Annotated in this window: 13 protein-coding genes; 3 read left to right on the top strand and 10 right to left on the bottom strand. The window is 61.8% G+C overall.

The genetic code is table 11. The features are described from left to right. Positions 1-4 precede the first annotated feature (4 nt). The 8 genes from BUA69_RS11805 to BUA69_RS11770 form a co-directional block, all read right to left on the bottom strand. Positions 5-1057: a sn-glycerol-3-phosphate import ATP-binding protein UgpC gene (locus BUA69_RS11805; RefSeq protein WP_046133389.1), complete on the bottom strand. Its 1053-nt coding sequence runs from the start codon at positions 1055-1057 to the stop codon at positions 5-7. A gap of 6 nt (positions 1058-1063) precedes the next feature. Further along, positions 1064-1912 (bottom strand): sn-glycerol-3-phosphate ABC transporter permease UgpE, encoded by an 849-nt coding sequence (gene ugpE / locus BUA69_RS11800; protein ID WP_046133388.1) that lies wholly within the window; start codon positions 1910-1912, stop codon positions 1064-1066. A gap of 12 nt (positions 1913-1924) precedes the next feature. Beyond that, positions 1925-2809 (bottom strand): sn-glycerol-3-phosphate ABC transporter permease UgpA, encoded by an 885-nt coding sequence (gene ugpA / locus BUA69_RS11795; protein WP_046133387.1) that lies wholly within the window; start codon positions 2807-2809, stop codon positions 1925-1927. 177 nt (positions 2810-2986) lie between these two features. After that, complete coding sequence (gene ugpB / locus BUA69_RS11790) at positions 2987-4315, bottom strand: sn-glycerol-3-phosphate ABC transporter substrate-binding protein UgpB (protein WP_046133386.1); 1329 nt, start codon at positions 4313-4315, stop codon at positions 2987-2989. A 279-nt stretch (positions 4316-4594) separates the two neighbouring features. Next, the gene (gene mce, locus BUA69_RS11785) at positions 4595-5008 is read right to left on the bottom strand and encodes a methylmalonyl-CoA epimerase (protein ID WP_046133385.1); all 414 of its coding nucleotides are present in this window, start codon (positions 5006-5008) and stop codon (positions 4595-4597) included. Continuing rightward, positions 5005-7125: a methylmalonyl-CoA mutase gene (gene scpA / locus BUA69_RS11780; RefSeq protein ID WP_046133384.1), complete on the bottom strand. Its 2121-nt coding sequence runs from the start codon at positions 7123-7125 to the stop codon at positions 5005-5007. The genes mce and scpA overlap by 4 nt, the downstream gene beginning before the upstream one ends. Positions 7126-7281: 156 nt before the next feature. Then, positions 7282-9261, bottom strand: a complete 1980-nt coding sequence (locus tag BUA69_RS11775; protein ID WP_046133383.1) for an acetyl-CoA carboxylase biotin carboxylase subunit — start codon at positions 9259-9261, stop codon at positions 7282-7284. Between the two features lie 11 nt (positions 9262-9272). Next, positions 9273-10805, bottom strand: a complete 1533-nt coding sequence (locus BUA69_RS11770; protein WP_046133382.1) for an acyl-CoA carboxylase subunit beta — start codon at positions 10803-10805, stop codon at positions 9273-9275. Positions 10806-10922: 117 nt separating this feature from the next. Between BUA69_RS11770 and BUA69_RS11765 the strand changes: the two genes are divergently transcribed. Then, complete coding sequence (locus BUA69_RS11765; RefSeq protein ID WP_046133381.1) at positions 10923-12335, top strand: helix-turn-helix domain-containing protein; 1413 nt, start codon at positions 10923-10925, stop codon at positions 12333-12335. Here the strand turns inward: BUA69_RS11765 and BUA69_RS11760 are convergent. Together BUA69_RS11760 and BUA69_RS11755 are read right to left on the bottom strand one after the other, a co-directional pair. Further along, positions 12332-12883: a gamma carbonic anhydrase family protein gene (locus BUA69_RS11760; RefSeq protein WP_046133380.1), complete on the bottom strand. Its 552-nt coding sequence runs from the start codon at positions 12881-12883 to the stop codon at positions 12332-12334. The genes BUA69_RS11765 and BUA69_RS11760 overlap by 4 nt on opposite strands. Before the next feature lie 10 nt (positions 12884-12893). Beyond that, positions 12894-14303 (bottom strand): protein adenylyltransferase SelO, encoded by a 1410-nt coding sequence (locus BUA69_RS11755; protein WP_046133379.1) that lies wholly within the window; start codon positions 14301-14303, stop codon positions 12894-12896. Positions 14304-14414: 111 nt separating this feature from the next. On the opposite strand from BUA69_RS11755, the gene BUA69_RS11750 reads away from it, so the two are divergent. After that, on the top strand, positions 14415-15098 hold the full coding sequence (locus BUA69_RS11750) for an HAD family hydrolase (protein WP_046133378.1): 684 nt from the start codon (positions 14415-14417) through the stop codon (positions 15096-15098). 394 nt (positions 15099-15492) lie between these two features. Further along, on the top strand, positions 15493-16374 hold the full coding sequence (locus BUA69_RS11745; protein WP_052950299.1) for a cell wall hydrolase: 882 nt from the start codon (positions 15493-15495) through the stop codon (positions 16372-16374). Positions 16375-17072 lie beyond the last annotated feature (698 nt).

The following is a 17072-nucleotide window of genomic DNA, read 5'->3' as shown; positions in this document are numbered from 1 at the left end:
GGGCTCAGGCGAGCCGCTTGCCGGTTTCAATGTTGAAGGGATGGAAACCAGCTTGCGGCAGCCAGAAGTCCAGCATGCTGGTTTCTGTCAGCCCGGTACGGCCCTGTGCGACGATGGTCACGATCTGATTGATCCCCTCGCAGCGCACATAGAGATGGCTCTCGCCACCCACAGGCTCGATCAGCTCAATCGTGCCGGTCAGCTTGATGCTGGGGCCGTTTGCCTGGCTTAGGGCGACCGTATCGGGGCGCACCCCGACAATGCCGGTGCCCGCTGGCAGGGTCTGCAGCGCCTCGGCGCCGGGCAGTGACCGCAACTTGTCGATCTCGAACAGATTCATCGGCGGCGAGCCGATAAAACCAGCAACAAACAGCGAAGCTGGCCGATCGTAAAGCTCGATCGGCTTGCCAACCTGCTCGATGCGTCCCGCATTCATCACCACCAGCCGGTCGGCCAGGGTCATGGCTTCGAGCTGGTCGTGGGTCACATAGACGCTGGTCGTGCCCAGCGTGCGCTGCAAGCGCCTGATTTCAATGCGCATTTGACCGCGCAGCTTGGCGTCGAGGTTGGATAGCGGTTCGTCGAACAGGAACGCCTTGGGCTTGCGCACAATGGCCCGCCCCATGGCGACGCGCTGGCGCTGGCCACCCGACAATTGGCGCGGCTTGCGATCAAGGAAGGGCGTAATCTCCAGGATCCGCGCCGCTTCCGCCACGCGCTGGTCGATGTCTTCGCGGGGTGTGCCACGATTCTTGAGGCCATATTCCAGATTGCCGCGCACGCTCATATGCGGATACAGCGCATAGTTCTGGAACACCATGGCGATGTCGCGCTCCGCCGGTTCCTTGCGGTTGACCACATCACCGGCGATCGAGATCGTGCCCTCGGTGATGGATTCCAGGCCGGCGATCATCCGCAGCAGCGTTGACTTGCCACAGCCCGACGGGCCGACCAGTACCACCAATTCACCATCGGCGATTTCCAGGTCCACGCCATGCACGGCGGCGACACCGCCTGGATAGGTTTTCTTGACGCCCTTGAGGTCCAGAGTTGCCATTTTATCTTATTTCTCCGTTTCCACGAGGCCTTTGACGAATAGGCGCTGCATGAAGATGACGACGAGGACGGGGGGCAGCATGGCCAGGATCACGGCAGCCATGACCAGATTCCACAGCGGGTCGCTGTCGGCCACGGCGGCAAGCCGTTTGATGCCCATGACGATGGTGTAATATTTCGGATCGGTGGTCACCAGCAGCGGCCACAGATACTGCACCCAGCCATAGATGAAGAGGATGACGAACAGCGCGGCGATATTGGTCCGGCTGAGCGGCAACAGGATATCGCGGAAGAACTTGATCGGCCCCGCACCGTCGACACGGGCGGCTTCCATCAATTCATCCGGCACCGTCAGGAAGAACTGGCGGAACAGGAAGGTCGCGGTCGCCGAGGCGATCAGGGGAATGGCGAGGCCCGCATAGGAATTGAGCATGCCCAGATCCGCCACCACCTTGAAGGTGGGGATAATGCGCACTTCCACCGGCAGCATCAGGGTCAGGAAAATCGCCCAGAATGCCAGCAGCCGGAAAGGGAACTTGAAGTAGACGATGGCATAGGCCGAGATGATCGAAATGGCGATCTTGCCCACGGCGATGGTCAGGGCCATCACCAGCGAGTTCATCATCATCATCCACACCGGCGGTGCCCCGGCCGAGGACAGGCCGGTGGTCAGCATCTTGTAATAATTGTCAATCAGATGCGGGCCGGGCAGCAGCGGTGGCACGCCGCTCAGAAAATCCCCCGAACCATGGGTCGAGGCGATGAAGGCCAGATAGACCGGGAATACCACCACGACGACGCCGACGATCAGCACCATATGGGTCAGGAACGTCAGGAAAGGCCGGTTTTCAACCATGATTGAGCGCTCCTAGTACTGTACGCGCCGCTCGACCCAGCGGAACTGGATCACGGTCAGGGCAATGACGATCAGCATCAACATGACGGACTGGGCCGACGAAGAGCCGATATTGAGCCCCAGGAAGCCATCCGCATAAACCTTGTAGACCAGCGTATTGGTCGCCCCGGCAGGGCCACCCTGCGTGGTGGCGTCGATGGTGCCGAAGGTGTCGAACATGGCGTAGTTGATGTTGACGATCATCAGGAAGAACGTCGTCGGCGACAGCAGCGGGAAGACAATGGTCCAGAACCGTTTGAACGGACCGGCGCCATCGATGGCCGCCGCCTCGGTCAGCGATTGGGGCACCGATTGCAGCCCGGCGACGAAGAACAGGAAATTGTAGGAAATCTGCTTCCAGGCGGCCGCGATCACCACCAGGATCATCGCCTGGGAGCCATTGATGCGATGGTTCCAGTTGATGCCGAACTGGTCGAGCAGATAGGGCAGGATGCCGATGGTGGGATTGAACATGAACCACCACAGGATACCCGCAACCACCGGAGCCACGGCATACGGCCAGACCAGCAGTGTCGTGTAGAACTTGCCCGAGCGCAGCAGCCGGTTGACCGCCACCGCCAGGAGCAGCGACACGCTCATCGAGATTGCCGTCACCGACACCGCAAAGATCGCGGTCCGCCACACGGAGTTGAGATATTCGGGATCGGAAAACAGGCGGGCGTAATTATGGAACCATACAAAGGTGGTCTTGAACCCGAATGGGTCCTCACGCTCGAAGGATGACTTGAGGGCCTGGCCGGCCGGCCACAGGAAGAAGATGATGGTAATGGCCAGTTGCGGCGTCAGCAGCAGATAGGGCAGCAGTTTGTTTGGAAAGATAGTTCGCTTGGTTTGCATCGAGCCGCCTCGCTCGAACCTGCTCCCAAGCCCTCCCAAAGGGAGGGTCAACGCCCGCAATCCGGTGCAGGGCACCAGTGTCGGCTCATGCCTCCCGGGATACGGGAGGGCTAGGGAGAAGTTTCGCAGGGTTGAAGGTGAGGGACCCGGGCGAACCCGGGTCCCCATTGACGAGCCTTAGCTGTTGGCAGCTTCGAAATCGCGCAGGATCTGGTTGCCGCGTTCGACGGCAGCATCCAGGGCTTCCTGGGCGTTCTTCTGGCCAGACAGCAGAGCTTCGAATTCGCTGTCGACCACGTCGCGGACCTGGGTCAGGTTGCCGAAACGGATGCCCTTGGAATTCGCTGTGGGCGTGCCACGGGTGATCTGGTTGATCGCAATGTCAGAACCTGGATTGGCGGCGTAATAGCCCTGTTCCTTGCCCAGGTCATAGGCAGCATTGGTGATCGGCAGATAGCCGCTGAACTGGTGCCAGTCGGCCTGAATTTCAGGCTGGCTGAGATAGGTGAAGAACTTGGCAACGCCAGCATATTCTTCCGGGCTGCGGCCATTGAGGGTCCACAGCGTCGCGCCACCAATGATCGAGTTCTTCGGATCGGTGGTCACGTCGTCATAATAGGGCAGCGGAGCAAAGCCCGGCGTGAAGTCCTTGGAGTTCAGGATAACGCCGGCACGGCCAGCCGAAGAGTTCATGAACATCGCGCATTCCTGCGCATAGAACTTCGGTGGAGCATCCGAGCCGCCAACGGGGCCGCCATACTGGAACAGACCGGAATCCGCCCACTTCTTGAGGTTGTCCCAGTGCTTGACCTGAACGTCGCCATTGAAGGTGAACTCGGTGCCCAGGCCGCCAAAGCCGTTTTCGAGCGTGCCGAACGGCTGGTCATGGATGGCCGAGAGGTTCTCGGTCTGGATCCAGGACACCCAGGCGGTGGTGAAACCGCATTTGGCTGCGCCGGAATCAACGATCTTCTGCGAGAACTGCTCGACTTCGGCCCAGGTCTTGGGGGCCACTTCCGGGTCAAGACCGGCTTTTTCGAACACGTCCTTGTTGTAGTACATGATCGGGGTCGAGGAATTGAACGGCATCGACAGGATGTTGCCATCGGTGTCGGAGTAATAGCCGGTGACGGGGGTCAGGAAGCCCGAGACATCCCACGGCTCGCCCTGGTCTGCCATCAGCTGGTAGACAGGATAGACGGCGCCCTTGGCAGCCATCATGGTGCCGGTGCCCACTTCGAAGACCTGCACGATGGCAGGCTGTTCGTTGGCGCGGAATGCGGCAATGGCGGCAGTCAGCGTCTCGGGATAGGTCCCCTTGAAGACCGGCACGATCTTGTAGTCGGACTGGCTCTCATTGAAGCCCTGAGCAATCGATTCGAGCTTTTCGCCCAATTCGGCGCCCATGGCGTGCCACCAGGCGATTTCGGTCTGCGCCATGGCAACCGAACTAGTCAGCGTGACGGCCAAGGCTGCAAGCCCTGCCGCGGCGGTGATGCGTAGCATTGATGTCTCCCTTTGAATCGGACTTCCCACAACAAGAAATCCGCGTACCTGCCAGACCTCTTGGAATGGGCTCGATCAGGTTTATGACAGCTAGTCAGATATGATTTTCTGGGTCAAGACGAAATCAGACGAAACCAAACCGACAGCAATCCGAAACCTAGTATACGCGTTTATCGGTTCACACGCTATGTGCGAGCCCGATCGCCGGTTTCGTCTAGTGGGGGCGGTTGACGTTCGTGTGAAGGCTAGATGACGGTTTTATGACAGTAGGCCCGGCGTTTAGGGGCTCTGCAGCTGTTCCAGTTCGATCAGCGTTCCATCGAAATCCTTGGGGTGCAGAAACAGCACCGGCAGTCCATGCGCCCCGATCCGGGGCGTGCCATCGCCCAAAATGCGCGCGCCGCCTTCCACAAGTTTTGCAGCAGCCTCCGCGAGATCGGCCACCTCAAAGCAGATGTGATGCATGCCACCCGAAGGGTTCTTGATGAGAAACGCAGCGATCGGGGACAGTTCGCCCAGGGGCTCGAGCAATTCCACCTTGGTATTGCCGGTGTCGACAAACACGGCGGTGACACCATGCCCGGGCAGCGCCTGGGGCGCTCCGACCTTGGCGCCGAGCAGGTCGCGATATTTTGCCGATGCCGCCGCGAGATCGGGGACGGCGATGGCGATATGATTGAGACGACCGATCATCGATTGCTCAACCTTCCTTCGATCTGGCTCAGTACCGAGAAGGCAGCTGACAGCACATTGGTGCCGGGCCCGAAGATCTCCGCGACGCCCTTGTCGTAGAGAAACTCATAATCGGGCTCCGGAATGACCCCGCCCACCACCACGATGACGTCCCCTAGATCGCGATCGCGGAGCGCGCCGATCAGTTCGGGCACCAGCGTCTTGTGTCCCGCCGCGAGGGAGGAGACGCCAACGGCATCAACCTGCAATTCGTCCACATGCGCCGCAACTTCGTGGGCGGTTTCGAACAGCGATCCCAGATGCACATCGAACCCCAGGTCGGCAAAGGCCGAGGCAATCACCTTGGCGCCGCGATCATGGCCATCCTGGCCCATCTTGGCGATGAAGATCGACGGGGAGCGCCCACGCGCCACCTTGAATTCCGCTATCCGACCAGCAATAGCGGCATATTCGGGATCGCCGGCATAGCCGCCGGCATAGACGCCCGAGATGACGCGGGTAACGGCCGCATGCCGTCCGAAGACGTCTTCCATCGCTGCGCTGATTTCGCCAAGCGTGGCGCGGGCCCGTGCCGCTTCGATCGCTGCCTCCAGCAGATTGCCCTCGTCCTTGGCCGCGTATTCGCGGATCGCCGCGAGCATGGACTGGCAGCGGGCCTCGTCACGGTTGCGCCGGATTTCATTGAGCCGGGCGATCTGTTCGTCGCGCACCTTGGCATTGTCGATCTCGCGCACCTCGATGCCGGCTTCGCTATCGAGCCGGTAGCGATTGACGCCGACAATGACATCCTCACCACGATCCACCCGGGCCTGGCGTTGCGCGGCGGCGGTTTCGATGGCGAGCTTTGGCCCGCCGGCCTGCACCGCCTTGGTCATGCCGCCCTGGGCCTCGGCCTCGCCGATCAGCGCCCTGGCCCCCTCGACCAGTTGCGCCGTCAGCGCCTCGACATAATAGGAGCCGCCCAGCGGGTCGACCACATCGGTAATTCGGCTTTCATGCTGCAGGATCAGCTGGGTGTTGCGCGCAATCCGGCTCGAAAATTCGGTCGGCAGCGCGATGGCCTCATCGAACGAATTGGTGTGCAGGCTCTGCGTGCCGCCCAGCGTCGCCGCCAGAGCTTCAATGGTGGTGCGGACGATATTGTTATGCGGATCCTGTTCGGTCAGCGAGACGCCCGAGGTCTGGCAATGGGTACGCAGCATCTTGGAGCGCGGGTCCTTGGCCCCCAGCCCGGTCATGATCTCGCTCCACAATTGCCGCGCCGCGCGCAGCTTGGAGACCTCGAGGAAGAAGTTCATGCCGATGCCGAAAAAGAAGCTCAGCCGTCCGGCAAAGGCATCGATATCGAGCCCCTTGGCCTGCGCCGCGCGGACATAGTCCATGCCATCGGCGAGCGTATAGGCCAGCTCCTGCACGGCCGTCGCCCCGGCTTCATGCATGTGATAGCCCGAGATCGAGATCGAGTTGAATTTCGGCATATGCCGCGCCGTATGCGCGATGATGTCGCCAACGATCCGCATCGAAGGCTCGGGCGGATAGATATAGGTATTGCGGACCATGAACTCCTTGAGGATGTCGTTCTGGATGGTCCCGTCGAGCTTGGCCTGCGGCACGCCCTGTTCCTCGGCCGCCACAATGAACATGGCCAGCACCGGGATCACCGCGCCATTCATGGTCATCGACACGCTCATCTGATCGAGCGGAATGGCATCGAACAGGATCTTCATGTCCTCGACGCTGTCGATGGCCACCCCAGCCTTGCCGACATCGCCGACGACACGCGGATGATCGCTGTCATAGCCACGATGGGTGGCCAGATCGAAGGCAACCGACAGCCCCTTCTGCCCCTTCTCCAACGCCTGCCGATAGAACGCATTGCTTTCCCGCGCCGTGGAGAAGCCGGCATATTGCCGGATCGTCCATGGCCGGTTGGCATACATCGTCGCCCGAACGCCGCGGGTAAACGGCTCGACGCCCGGGATCTCCGGCGCATCGCCGAAATAGACCGGCCGCACCGGGATGCCACCATAGTCGCGGTCGAGCGACGACAGCGGCGTATCGCGGAGTTCCTTCTGGGCGAGGGTGGCCCAGTGGGCGAAGTTGGGTTTTTCAGACATGGGCCACCGCCGTTTCGCCAACACCGACCGGCTCCTCCCCCTGCAAGGGGGAGCCGGGGTGGGGGTCGGACAGCCCCGGATATCGGGGCTCTCGCAGCCCTTCTCCCCCTCGAAGGGCGAGGAGCCATTCAGCATGTGCGGAGATATCAAACCCCATCACACCGCCTCGAATTCCAAAATCACCTGATCCACCGCCAGCACCGCGCCTGCAACAGCGTGGATTTTGCTCACTCTGGCGCGTTTCTCGGCCTTCAGCACATTTTCCATCTTCATCGCCTCGACAATGGCGAGCGTCTGCCCATCCTCGACGATATCGCCTTCAGCGACATCGAGGCGCACCACTTGTCCCGGCATGGGGCAGAGCAGGAATTTGCTCATGTCGGGCGGTACTTTGATCGGCATATGCTTGAGAAGGGCGGCGACATGGGGGCGCAGCACCAGCACTTTGTGGTCGGCCCCGCGATAACGGATGCGGAACCCGGAGGTGGTTGGGTTGACCTTCAGCGTTTCCGATCTGCCGCCCGACCATTGGACCCGAGCGATGGTTTCACCCGGTTGCCAAGCAAATGTCAGCTGTGGCGCAGCGCCGAACAGGCCAAGTTCCCACAAGTTGTCTGCATCTGGCCCAAGCGTCCGGACAGGAAACTGGTGACCGTCAACCACCACCACAACGTCATCGGCGGGCATGCCTATTCTGGTCTGGGTGATCGCTGTCATCATGGCAGCCGCAGCGACGACGTCCTGCAGGTGTTCATCGGACAAAGTAGCGCCGTGAAAGCCCTCGGGGAACGCCTCGGCAATGTAGCCGGTGGTCAATTGCCCCGCGCGGAACCGCTGCTGATCCATCACGGTCGACAGGAACGGCAGGTTATTGCCGACACCCTCAACCTCAAATGTGTTGAGCGCCTCGGCCATCAGATCAATGGCTTCGATGCGGGTGGGGGCCCACGTGCAGAGCTTGGCGATCATCGGGTCGTAGAAAGTAGAGATTTCCCCGCCTTCATAGACGCCGGTGTCATTTCGAACGTTTGGAGCCGCGCCACCGGGATCCGCCGGCGGCCGATACCGCACCAGCCGACCCGTCGACGGCAAGAAATTGCGATAGGGGTCTTCGGCATAGAGCCGGCTTTCAATGGCCCAGCCATTGCGCTGCACCTGCTCCTGGCTTAGCGGCAGCTTTTCGCCATTGGCGACGCGCAGCATCAGCTCCACCAGATCGAGCCCGGTGATCAGTTCGGTCACCGGATGCTCCACCTGCAGACGGGTATTCATCTCGAGGAAATAGAACTTGCGATCCCGGTCAACGATGAATTCGACCGTGCCGGCGCTGGTATAGCCAACGGCCTTGGCCAGCGCGACCGATTGCTCGCCCATCGCCTGGCGCGTGGCCTCGTCGAGGAAAGGCGAGGGGGCCTCCTCGATGACCTTCTGGTTGCGCCGCTGGATCGAGCATTCGCGCTCATTGAGATAGAGCACATTGCCGTGTTGGTCGCCGATCAGCTGGATCTCGATATGGCGCGGCTCGGTGACGAACTTCTCGATGAAGATGCGATCATCCCCAAACGAGGACGCGGCTTCCGATTTGGAACGCTCGAAACCCTCGCGTGCCTCGGCATCGTTCCAGGCAATGCGCATGCCCTTGCCGCCGCCGCCAGCCGAGGCCTTGATCATCACCGGATAGCCGATGGACTGCGCAATCGTCACCGCATGTTCGGCATCATCGATCAGGCCCATATGGCCCGGTACGGTCGAAACCCCAGCAGCCGCCGCGAGCTTCTTGGAGGTGATCTTGTCCCCCATCGCCTCGATCGCCTTCACCGGTGGCCCGACAAAAATCAGTCCAGCCGCTTCCAATGCCTCGGCAAATCTTGGGTTCTCCGACAGAAATCCATAACCCGGATGCACCGCCTGCGCGCCGGTCTGCTTGCAGGCAGCAATGATCTTGTCGATCTGCAGATAGCTGTCCTTGGCCGGCGACGGACCGATATGGACCGCCTCATCCGCCATCCGCACATGCAGCGCCTCGCGGTCGGCATCGGAATAAACCGCCACCGTCGCGATGCCCATCTTCTTAGCCGTCTTGATAACCCGGCAGGCAATCTCGCCCCGATTGGCGATGAGGAGTTTGGTGATCATCTCTTGGCTCCTCACAGCGGAATATTGTCGTGCTTCTTCTTCGGCATGCTGTGCGTCTTGTGGCGCAGCGTCGAGAAGGCGCGGATCACCCGCCGTCGCGTGCCGTGGGGCATGATCACGTCGTCGATAAAGCCGCGCTCGGCCGCGACGAAGGGATTGGCAAACCGCGCCTCGTAGTCGGCGGTGCGTTGCGCGATCTTGTCCTTGTCGCCGAGTTCGGAGCGGTAGAGGATTTCCGTCGCCCCCTTGGCGCCCATCACCGCGATTTCGGCGGAGGGCCAGGCGTAATTGACGTCAGCCTTGATGTGCTTACTCGCCATCACGTCATAGGCGCCGCCATAGGCCTTGCGGGTGATGACGGTGACCAGAGGCACGGTGGCTTCTGCATAGGCGAACAGCAGCTTGGCGCCATGCTTGATGATGCCGCCATACTCCTGCGCCACGCCGGGCAGGAAACCCGGCACGTCGACCAGGGTCAGGATGGGAATTTCAAAGCTGTCGCAGAAGCGGATGAAGCGCGCGGCTTTCTTGGAGGCATTGATATCGAGACACCCCGCCAGCACCAGCGGCTGATTGGCGACGACACCCACGGTTTCGCCGTCGAGCCGGATGAAGCCGATGAGGATATTGCCGGCATGATCCTTCTGGAGTTCCAGAAAATCACCTTCATCGGCGACCTTCTCGATCACTTCGCGCATGTCATAGGGCTTGTTGGCGCTGTCGGGGATGATGGTGTCGAGGCTGGCATCGTCGCGCACGATGGGCTCGTGCGTCGGCCGGCGCGGTGGTTTCTGCCCGGCGGCCAGCGGCAGGAAGCTGAATAGGCGGCGCACTTCCAGCAAGGTTTCGATGTCGTTCTCGAAGGCCGCATCGGCCACCGAGGAGATCTTGGTGTGGGTGGAGGCGCCACCCAGCTCTTCCTGGGTCACTGTTTCATTGGTGACGGTTTTCACCACATCCGGCCCGGTCACGAACATGTAGCTCGTGTCTCGCACCATATAGATGAAGTCCGTCATTGCCGGCGAATAGACCGCGCCACCGGCGCAGGGGCCCATGATCACCGAAATCTGCGGCACCGCACCCGAGGCCTGCACATTGCGCCAGAACACATCGGCATAACCGCCCAGCGAGGCCACACCCTCCTGAATGCGCGCGCCACCGGAATCATTGAGCCCAATGACCGGCGCGCCGTTTTGCAGCGCCAGGTCCATGATCTTGCAGATTTTCTTGGCATGAGTCTCGCTCAGCGAGCCGCCGAACACGGTAAAATCCTGACTGAACACATAGACCAGACGGCCCTCGATCGTGCCCCAGCCGGTGACCACGCCATCGCCAGGAATGATGGTCTCGGCCATGCCGAAATCGGTCGCCCGATGGGTGACGAACATGTCGTATTCTTCAAACGAGCCGGGATCGAGCAAGACGTCGAGCCGTTCGCGGGCGGTCAGCTTGCCCTTGGAGTGCTGCGTGTCGATGCGCCGCTGTCCGCCACCCAGCCGCGCCTGGGCGCGCTTGTCTTCCAGTTCGGCAATGATCTTTTGCATGGGCACTCCGTCTGTCGTGCGCGACCCTAGCGCGTTGCGGGCCATCGCCCAAGACAGCAAAAGGCGTTGCTGTTACAATCGCACAAGTCATCGATTGTGATTTTGTGGATTTGTGAAATGGCGGCACGCAAGGTCTTTGCCGGGGCACGTCTGCGGGCGCTGCGCATTCAGCACAAGCTGACTCAGGGCGAACTGGCGGCGCGGCTGGAGATTTCTACCTCCTATGTCAATCAGCTCGAGTCCAACCAGCGCCCACTGACGGCGGCGGTGATGCTGGCGCTGGCCGATGGTTTCAATCTCGATCTGTCGAGCCTGATGACCGACGCGTCCGATCGTTTGCTGGCCGATCTGCGCGAGGCGCTGGCCGATCCGGTATTTGGCGAGGCAGTGCCCAATCTGCAGGAGCTCAAGACCGTCGCTGCCAATGCGCCGGATATGGCGCGGGCGATGCTGCAGCTCTACGAGAGCTATCGCAAAACCAATGAGCGCCTCGCCAGCGTTGATGCCGTGCTCACCCGCGATCCCCAGAGCGGTATTCAGACGGCCTATGAAGAGGTCCGCGACTTTTTCCACTATGCCGACAATTACATCGATCCACTTGACCGCGCTGCCGAGGCGCTGGCGGACGAGATCGGCGAGTGCGGTCCCGATCGCCTGCGCCGGTTGATCGCCTATTGCGCCGAAGCCCACGATTTGCGCGTGGCGCTGATAGTGCCGACCCGGCCCGATCTGATCCGTGATTTCGACCGTGCGACGCGCACACTGGCGATCAATGCCCGGTTGGAGCCCTCGACCCAGTTCTTCCAGATCGCCGGTCATCTGGCGGGCATGGAGCAGACCACACTGCTGTCGCTCCTTCTGGATGGCGCCAATTTCAAGACGGCCGAAGCGCGCTCGATCTGCCGCATGGGGTTGTCGAACTATTTTGCCGGGGCCTTGCAAATGCCCTATGGGGCCTTCCTCAAGGCGGCAGAAGCCCAACGCTATGACATCGAGGAACTGGCGCACCAGTTTGGCGCCAGTCTGGAACAGGTCGCGCATCGCCTTTCTACCATGCAGCGTCCCCGCGAGCGTGGTGTGCCGTTCTTCTTTGCCCGGGTCGACGCGGCCGGGACCATCACCAAGCGCCATTCGGCGACTGCCCTGCAATTCGCTCGCTTCGGCGGTGCCTGCCCATTATGGAACGTGCATCGGGCCTTCGAGGCGCATGGTCAGATCATAAGGCAATTGGCCGAGACGCCCGATGGCAATCGCTATCTGTGCCTGGCCTGGTCCACCGAAAAGCGCAGTGGCGGCTATCACGGCACCACGCGCCGCTATGCCTATGCGCTGGGCTGCGAAGCCAGCCATGCCAGCCGCTTGGTCTATGCCCAAGATCTCGATCTGGCCCGCGCCAGCTTCGATCCCATCGGCATCTCCTGCCGCATCTGCGAACGCCGCGCCTGCCCGCAACGCGCCGTCCCGCCCCTGGCCGCCAGCATCACCGTCAACACGGATCGTCGCTCGATCGTGCCCTATGATATCGGCTAGGCCGGATCGAACGCTGCCGGCCAGGTGACTTCCTCGAGTCCGGCGGCAAACCGTCGGGCATTTCGGACATAGCCGTCGGCGGAACGGCGCAGGCCCGCGATAGCGGCGTCGTCGAGGCTGCGGATGATCTTTCCGGGGGCACCGATGACGAGGGAATTGTCGGGGATGACCTTGCCTTCGGTGATCAGCGCACCGGCGCCGATCAGGCAATTGCTGCCAATTTTCGCGTCGTTGAGCACGGTGGCGCCCATGCCGATCAGCGTGTTATCGCCAATGGTGCAGCCATGCAGCATGGCCTTGTGGCCAATGGTGCAGCCTTCCCCGATGCTCAGGGGCGAGCCCATATCGGTATGGAGCACGGCGTTTTCCTGCACATTGGAGCGGGCGCCGATGGTGATGGGTTCATTGTCGCCCCGCGCCACCACGCCGAACCAGATGCCGACATCGGCAGCGATCACGACCTTGCCGACCAGAACCGCACTGGGAGCGATCCAGGCGATGTCGGCGTCAATCTCGGGCGCGATGCCATCAAGGGCGTAAATGGGCATTTTGGTCTCCTCAGTCCGCAAGGCCATAGGCATCGCGCATTACAGCGATCTCGGCCAGTGTGCTTTGGAATAATGACCAATCATCGGCTGCTGCGATCGGTGCCCAGATCGCCTCGACCTCATCGATCAGCATGGTGCGGGGCGTCGTCCGGGCAAAATAGGCGTGATCGAGATTGACCGTCGCGCTCGGCTGATAGGCCTCAAGCGCGTCAGCCAGGGGGCGGAAGGCTTCGCTGGCGTAATGATGGGCCGATGGACTGCGCGCCGCGCGTTCGGCGCTCAGCGCGCCCCCGCGCCAATCGAAGAAGAATTGTTCATACGGCGCCTGCGTGGCCGAGAGGAACCCGAACAGCGTGGTGACGAAGTCGCTATCGGCGTCGACATTGCATGGGCGTAGGCCCAGTCGCGCCAGCATGGCCTGGGGCAGGGCGGCGCGGAATTCGGGCCAGACCTGATTGAGCGCCGGCTCCAGCGCTTCGATGCTCGAGATTGGCAGCAGGCATTCGGCCAGCCGTGTCAGGTTCCAGGCCAGCGTATCGGGCTGGCGGCCGAAGCTATAGAGCCCGGTCTCGTCGAAATAGGCGGCGGTGAAATTGGGGTCATAGGTGGGGACGAACCGCCAGGGACCGTAGTCGAAGCTCTCGCCGGTAACGTTGATATTGTCGGTATTGAGCACGCCATGCACGAAGCCGGCGGCGATCCATTGCGCACCCAGCCGGGCGACATTGCGCACCACGGCTTCGAGGAACGCCGCTGGCTTGTCGGCGGCAGTGGCGAGTTCGGGGTAATAGTGCGCGATGGTGTAATCGAGCAGTTGGGCAATGCCCTCGGCATCATCGAGATAGGCCAGGCGCTGGAAGGTGCCGATGCGGATATGGCTATGGCTGAGCCGGACCAGCACTGCGGCGCGGGTCGGCGATGGCTCGTCCCCACGATAGAGTTCTTCGCCGGTCTCGATCAGCGACAGGCTCTTGGAGGTATCGACGCCCAGCGCCTCGAGCATTTCGGTGGCGAGGATTTCACGCACCCCGCCCTTGAGCGTCAGGCGACCATCGCCACCGCGCGACCAGGGGGTGCGGCCGGAGCCCTTGGTGCCGAAATCGAGCAGGCGACCATCGGTAAGGTCATAGCCCTGCGCAAACAGGAAGCCGCGGCCATCGCCGAGATCGGCATTGTAGCTGCGGAACTGATGGCCATGATAGCGCAGCGCCAGCGGCGCTTCGAGCGAACCCGGCAATGGCTTGAAGCGACCGAAATGCTCGATCCATTGTTCGTCGCCGAACCCGTCCAGCCCGACCCGGCGCGCCCAGCGCTGGTCGCGATGGCGCAGGATGGTCTGCGGAAAAATAGCTGGCGCGACGCGGTCATAGAAGGCGTCGCCCAGAATTTCGTGCTGCTTGGCTGGCTTGAATGCGAACATGGGGCGCAGGCTATCAACTGCTCTGCCGCCGCGCCAGCGGATGGCGGGTGCAAGGCTGCCTTTCCATGGGGACGCTGGCGTCAGCGGGCAAATCGCCCTATATCGAACAGGATGAAAACCGATCTCGACTCCCTGCGTCTGCAGCCCTTCCAGGCCGTCATCTTCGACATGGACGGCACCATTCTCGATACCGAAAGCGTGTTCCGCACCATCGTGTTCGAGGTTTGTACCGATCTCGGCTTCGAAATGACCGATGCGGTCCATATGTCGATGGTCGGCTCCAGCCACGAGGCCACCAACAGATTGCTGGTCGAGGCCTATGGCGTGGCGTTTCCCTATACGCTGTTCGATGAGAAGTGCCGGGTGATCATGCGCGAGCGCATGCATTCCGGAGTGCCGGTCAAGACCGGGGCGCGCGAAATCCTGGCCGAACTGCGCGACCGCAAGATTCCCACGGCAATTGCTACCTCGTCGCGCCAGCCCCATGCCCATAGCCATCTCGGCACAGCCGGGCTGATCGACATGTTTGCCACCATCGTGACCCGCGATGACGTGGTCAATCCCAAGCCACATCCCGAGCCCTATCTGACGGCGGCGCGCCGGCTGGGCGTCGATCCGCTGCATTGCCTGGCGCTGGAGGACAGTCATGCTGGCGTGCGCGCCGCCCATGCCGCCGGCATGCAGACGGTGATGGTCCCCGACCTGGTTCATCCCAGCGACGAGATCCGCGCACTCGGCATCGCCATCATGGAAAGCCTCGATCACGTGCGCCTGGCAGCCTTCCGCGCGCCGTGAAGCGCGCCGCTTGAGTGTTAAGAATTGATGAGCCCCGGACCTGTTCCGGGGCTTTTTGTTTCGCCGCCGCAACACTGTCCCCAAGAAGTGCATCGGGCATGTGTTAACTCCTTAAACTTGTATCGATCCGGTTAAGCCCCCCTTTGCCACCCTGCAAGGCTTTGCAATCTATGGGTTTTCACGCGGCCTCGCCTCGGTTAACCGTACTTTAAGAAGCTAACGGCCATAGTTAACCAGCCGTAAATTTTGGGTTTCCCGCGGTGACACTCTCGGCTAGTGTGCCGGCCGATGAGACGGGGGTTCTGCACAGAACTCGACAAGAAGGCCCGCCGGATACGACCGGACGCGGCCCAGGGGTAAGGACGGGGCATTGAGTCAATCTTGGCAAGCCACCATGGCGCGTGCGGTTTCGCATGTCCTTGGCCTGTGTGCCGTTGCGCTCGTGCTGATCATTACGCTTGCCCCTGCCCATGCCCAATCCGTTCGTGTTGCCAGTGTCCTGCCGATGCAGGTGCCGGCCGATCTGATCGCCGTGCGCGCCCAGCCGGCCATCGGTCCCACCGTCGTGGCGCCGGCACCCGGCGAGCAGGTGCTGAGCGAAGCACTGCTGCACAATTACGTTGAACGCCAGAAGGCGCTGCGCAGTGCCAATGTGTTTGGCACCGACGCGTCGGGCGAACTGAACAGCCGGACCTTGATGAGCTACATTGCCCGCGGTTCGCTCGGTGGCGGCAATGGTGCGCTTTCGGCCATTGCCAGCTTCACCAGCCCGCTCGAACGCTCGGTCGAAGGCGAACTCAATCCCCAGCTGCTGGCGCGTTATGTCGACAATGGCTTCATGCCCACCACCAAGCGCGTCGAGCAGGCCAATACCGAACGCGGCTGCCTGGCCCAGGCGATCTATCATGAAGCGCGCGGCGAAAGCGAAGCCGGCCAGATGGCCGTGGCCAACGTCATCGTCAACCGCGCACTCTCGGACAAATATCCCGAAACCCTGTGCGGCGTGATCTACCAGAATGCCGACAAGGGCCGCTATCGCTGCCAGTTTACCTTTGCCTGCGACGGCCGCGCCGATGTGCCGGGTGAACGCCGTGCCTGGGCCCGCTCCACGGCCCTCGCCGAAGCTGTCTATGCCCAATATGCGACCGGCCAGAAGCTCGACATGCTGCCGCGCACGGCGCTGTTCTATCACACCACCAATGTCAGCCCGTCCTGGTCCAATATCTACAATCAGGTCGCCCAGATCGGCTCGCACATCTTCTATTCGCCGAACTAAGGTTCGCGCCGCCAAGCTCCTCTCCATTTTCGACAGGCAGAAGTCCCGCCCGGCCAGCAGCCGGGTGGTTGAATTGCTTTGGTCCTGGCCCGCGACTGCGGGGCACTTCGTATCCGAAGTGCGGGGATGGCGAGGCTTTTGCCCCGAGCGGGTAGTCCGCAATGAAATGAGGCAAGAGCCTCGCCATCGCGCCGGTATTTTTTGCGGGACCGAACCAGGGGCGGCGGTTTTTCAGCCGATACTGACGGTGTCGCCCACCGGGGCAGGACGACTCCCACCCCACCGGCATTCCCCGCACCGACCGTTCGTCGCGACCGCGCAGTAGAAGTGCGGGAATGGGGTGAGTATGCGGGAGGTGTGGAAGGAGGGGGATAAGTTTTGTTTGGGGGATGTTGGTGAGGCGCACGCGCGGTCTTTTCAATCGTCGAGCGTACTGGAACCGCAGCACCCCCACCCTAACCCTCCCCCTCGAGGGGGAGGGGACGCAGACTGTGGGGGCGGCGCATCCGCAAACACGGCGTCACCCCGGCGAAAGCCGGGGTCCAGTTTGGGGATGCGCATAAGGAAACTGGATCCCGGCTTTCGCCGGGATGACGGCGTTGAGGGCCTGGTTTGGTGACCCACCCCCACAATGGGGTGTGAGGCCGGCCGACGGATTGACGACGAATTTGCAGTCGTCTCCCTCCCCCTTGAGGGGA

It is taken from the genome of Devosia limi DSM 17137 (genome assembly GCF_900128975.1).
GTDB lineage: Bacteria > Pseudomonadota > Alphaproteobacteria > Rhizobiales > Devosiaceae > Devosia > Devosia limi.
This window is presented reverse-complemented; position numbering and strand designations above follow the sequence as displayed.

Bases quoted from the DNA above. Each gene is read 5' to 3' on its own strand.
- BUA69_RS11805 (WP_046133389.1), bottom strand. From the start codon at position 1,057: ATGGCAACTCTGGACCTCAAGGGCGTCAAGAAAACCTATCCAGGCGGT.
- ugpE (WP_046133388.1), bottom strand. From the start codon at position 1,912: ATGGTTGAAAACCGGCCTTTCCTGACGTTCCTGACCCATATGGTGCTG.
- ugpA (WP_046133387.1), bottom strand. From the start codon at position 2,809: ATGCAAACCAAGCGAACTATCTTTCCAAACAAACTGCTGCCCTATCTG.
- ugpB (WP_046133386.1), bottom strand. From the start codon at position 4,315: ATGCTACGCATCACCGCCGCGGCAGGGCTTGCAGCCTTGGCCGTCACG.
- mce (WP_046133385.1), bottom strand. From the start codon at position 5,008: ATGATCGGTCGTCTCAATCATATCGCCATCGCCGTCCCCGATCTCGCG.
- scpA (WP_046133384.1), bottom strand. From the start codon at position 7,125: ATGTCTGAAAAACCCAACTTCGCCCACTGGGCCACCCTCGCCCAGAAG.
- BUA69_RS11775 (WP_046133383.1), bottom strand. From the start codon at position 9,261: ATGATCACCAAACTCCTCATCGCCAATCGGGGCGAGATTGCCTGCCGG.
- BUA69_RS11770 (WP_046133382.1), bottom strand. From the start codon at position 10,805: ATGCAAAAGATCATTGCCGAACTGGAAGACAAGCGCGCCCAGGCGCGG.
- BUA69_RS11765 (WP_046133381.1), top strand. From the start codon at position 10,923: ATGGCGGCACGCAAGGTCTTTGCCGGGGCACGTCTGCGGGCGCTGCGC.
- BUA69_RS11760 (WP_046133380.1), bottom strand. From the start codon at position 12,883: ATGCCCATTTACGCCCTTGATGGCATCGCGCCCGAGATTGACGCCGAC.
- BUA69_RS11755 (WP_046133379.1), bottom strand. From the start codon at position 14,303: ATGTTCGCATTCAAGCCAGCCAAGCAGCACGAAATTCTGGGCGACGCC.
- BUA69_RS11750 (WP_046133378.1), top strand. From the start codon at position 14,415: ATGAAAACCGATCTCGACTCCCTGCGTCTGCAGCCCTTCCAGGCCGTC.
- BUA69_RS11745 (WP_052950299.1), top strand. From the start codon at position 15,493: ATGGCGCGTGCGGTTTCGCATGTCCTTGGCCTGTGTGCCGTTGCGCTC.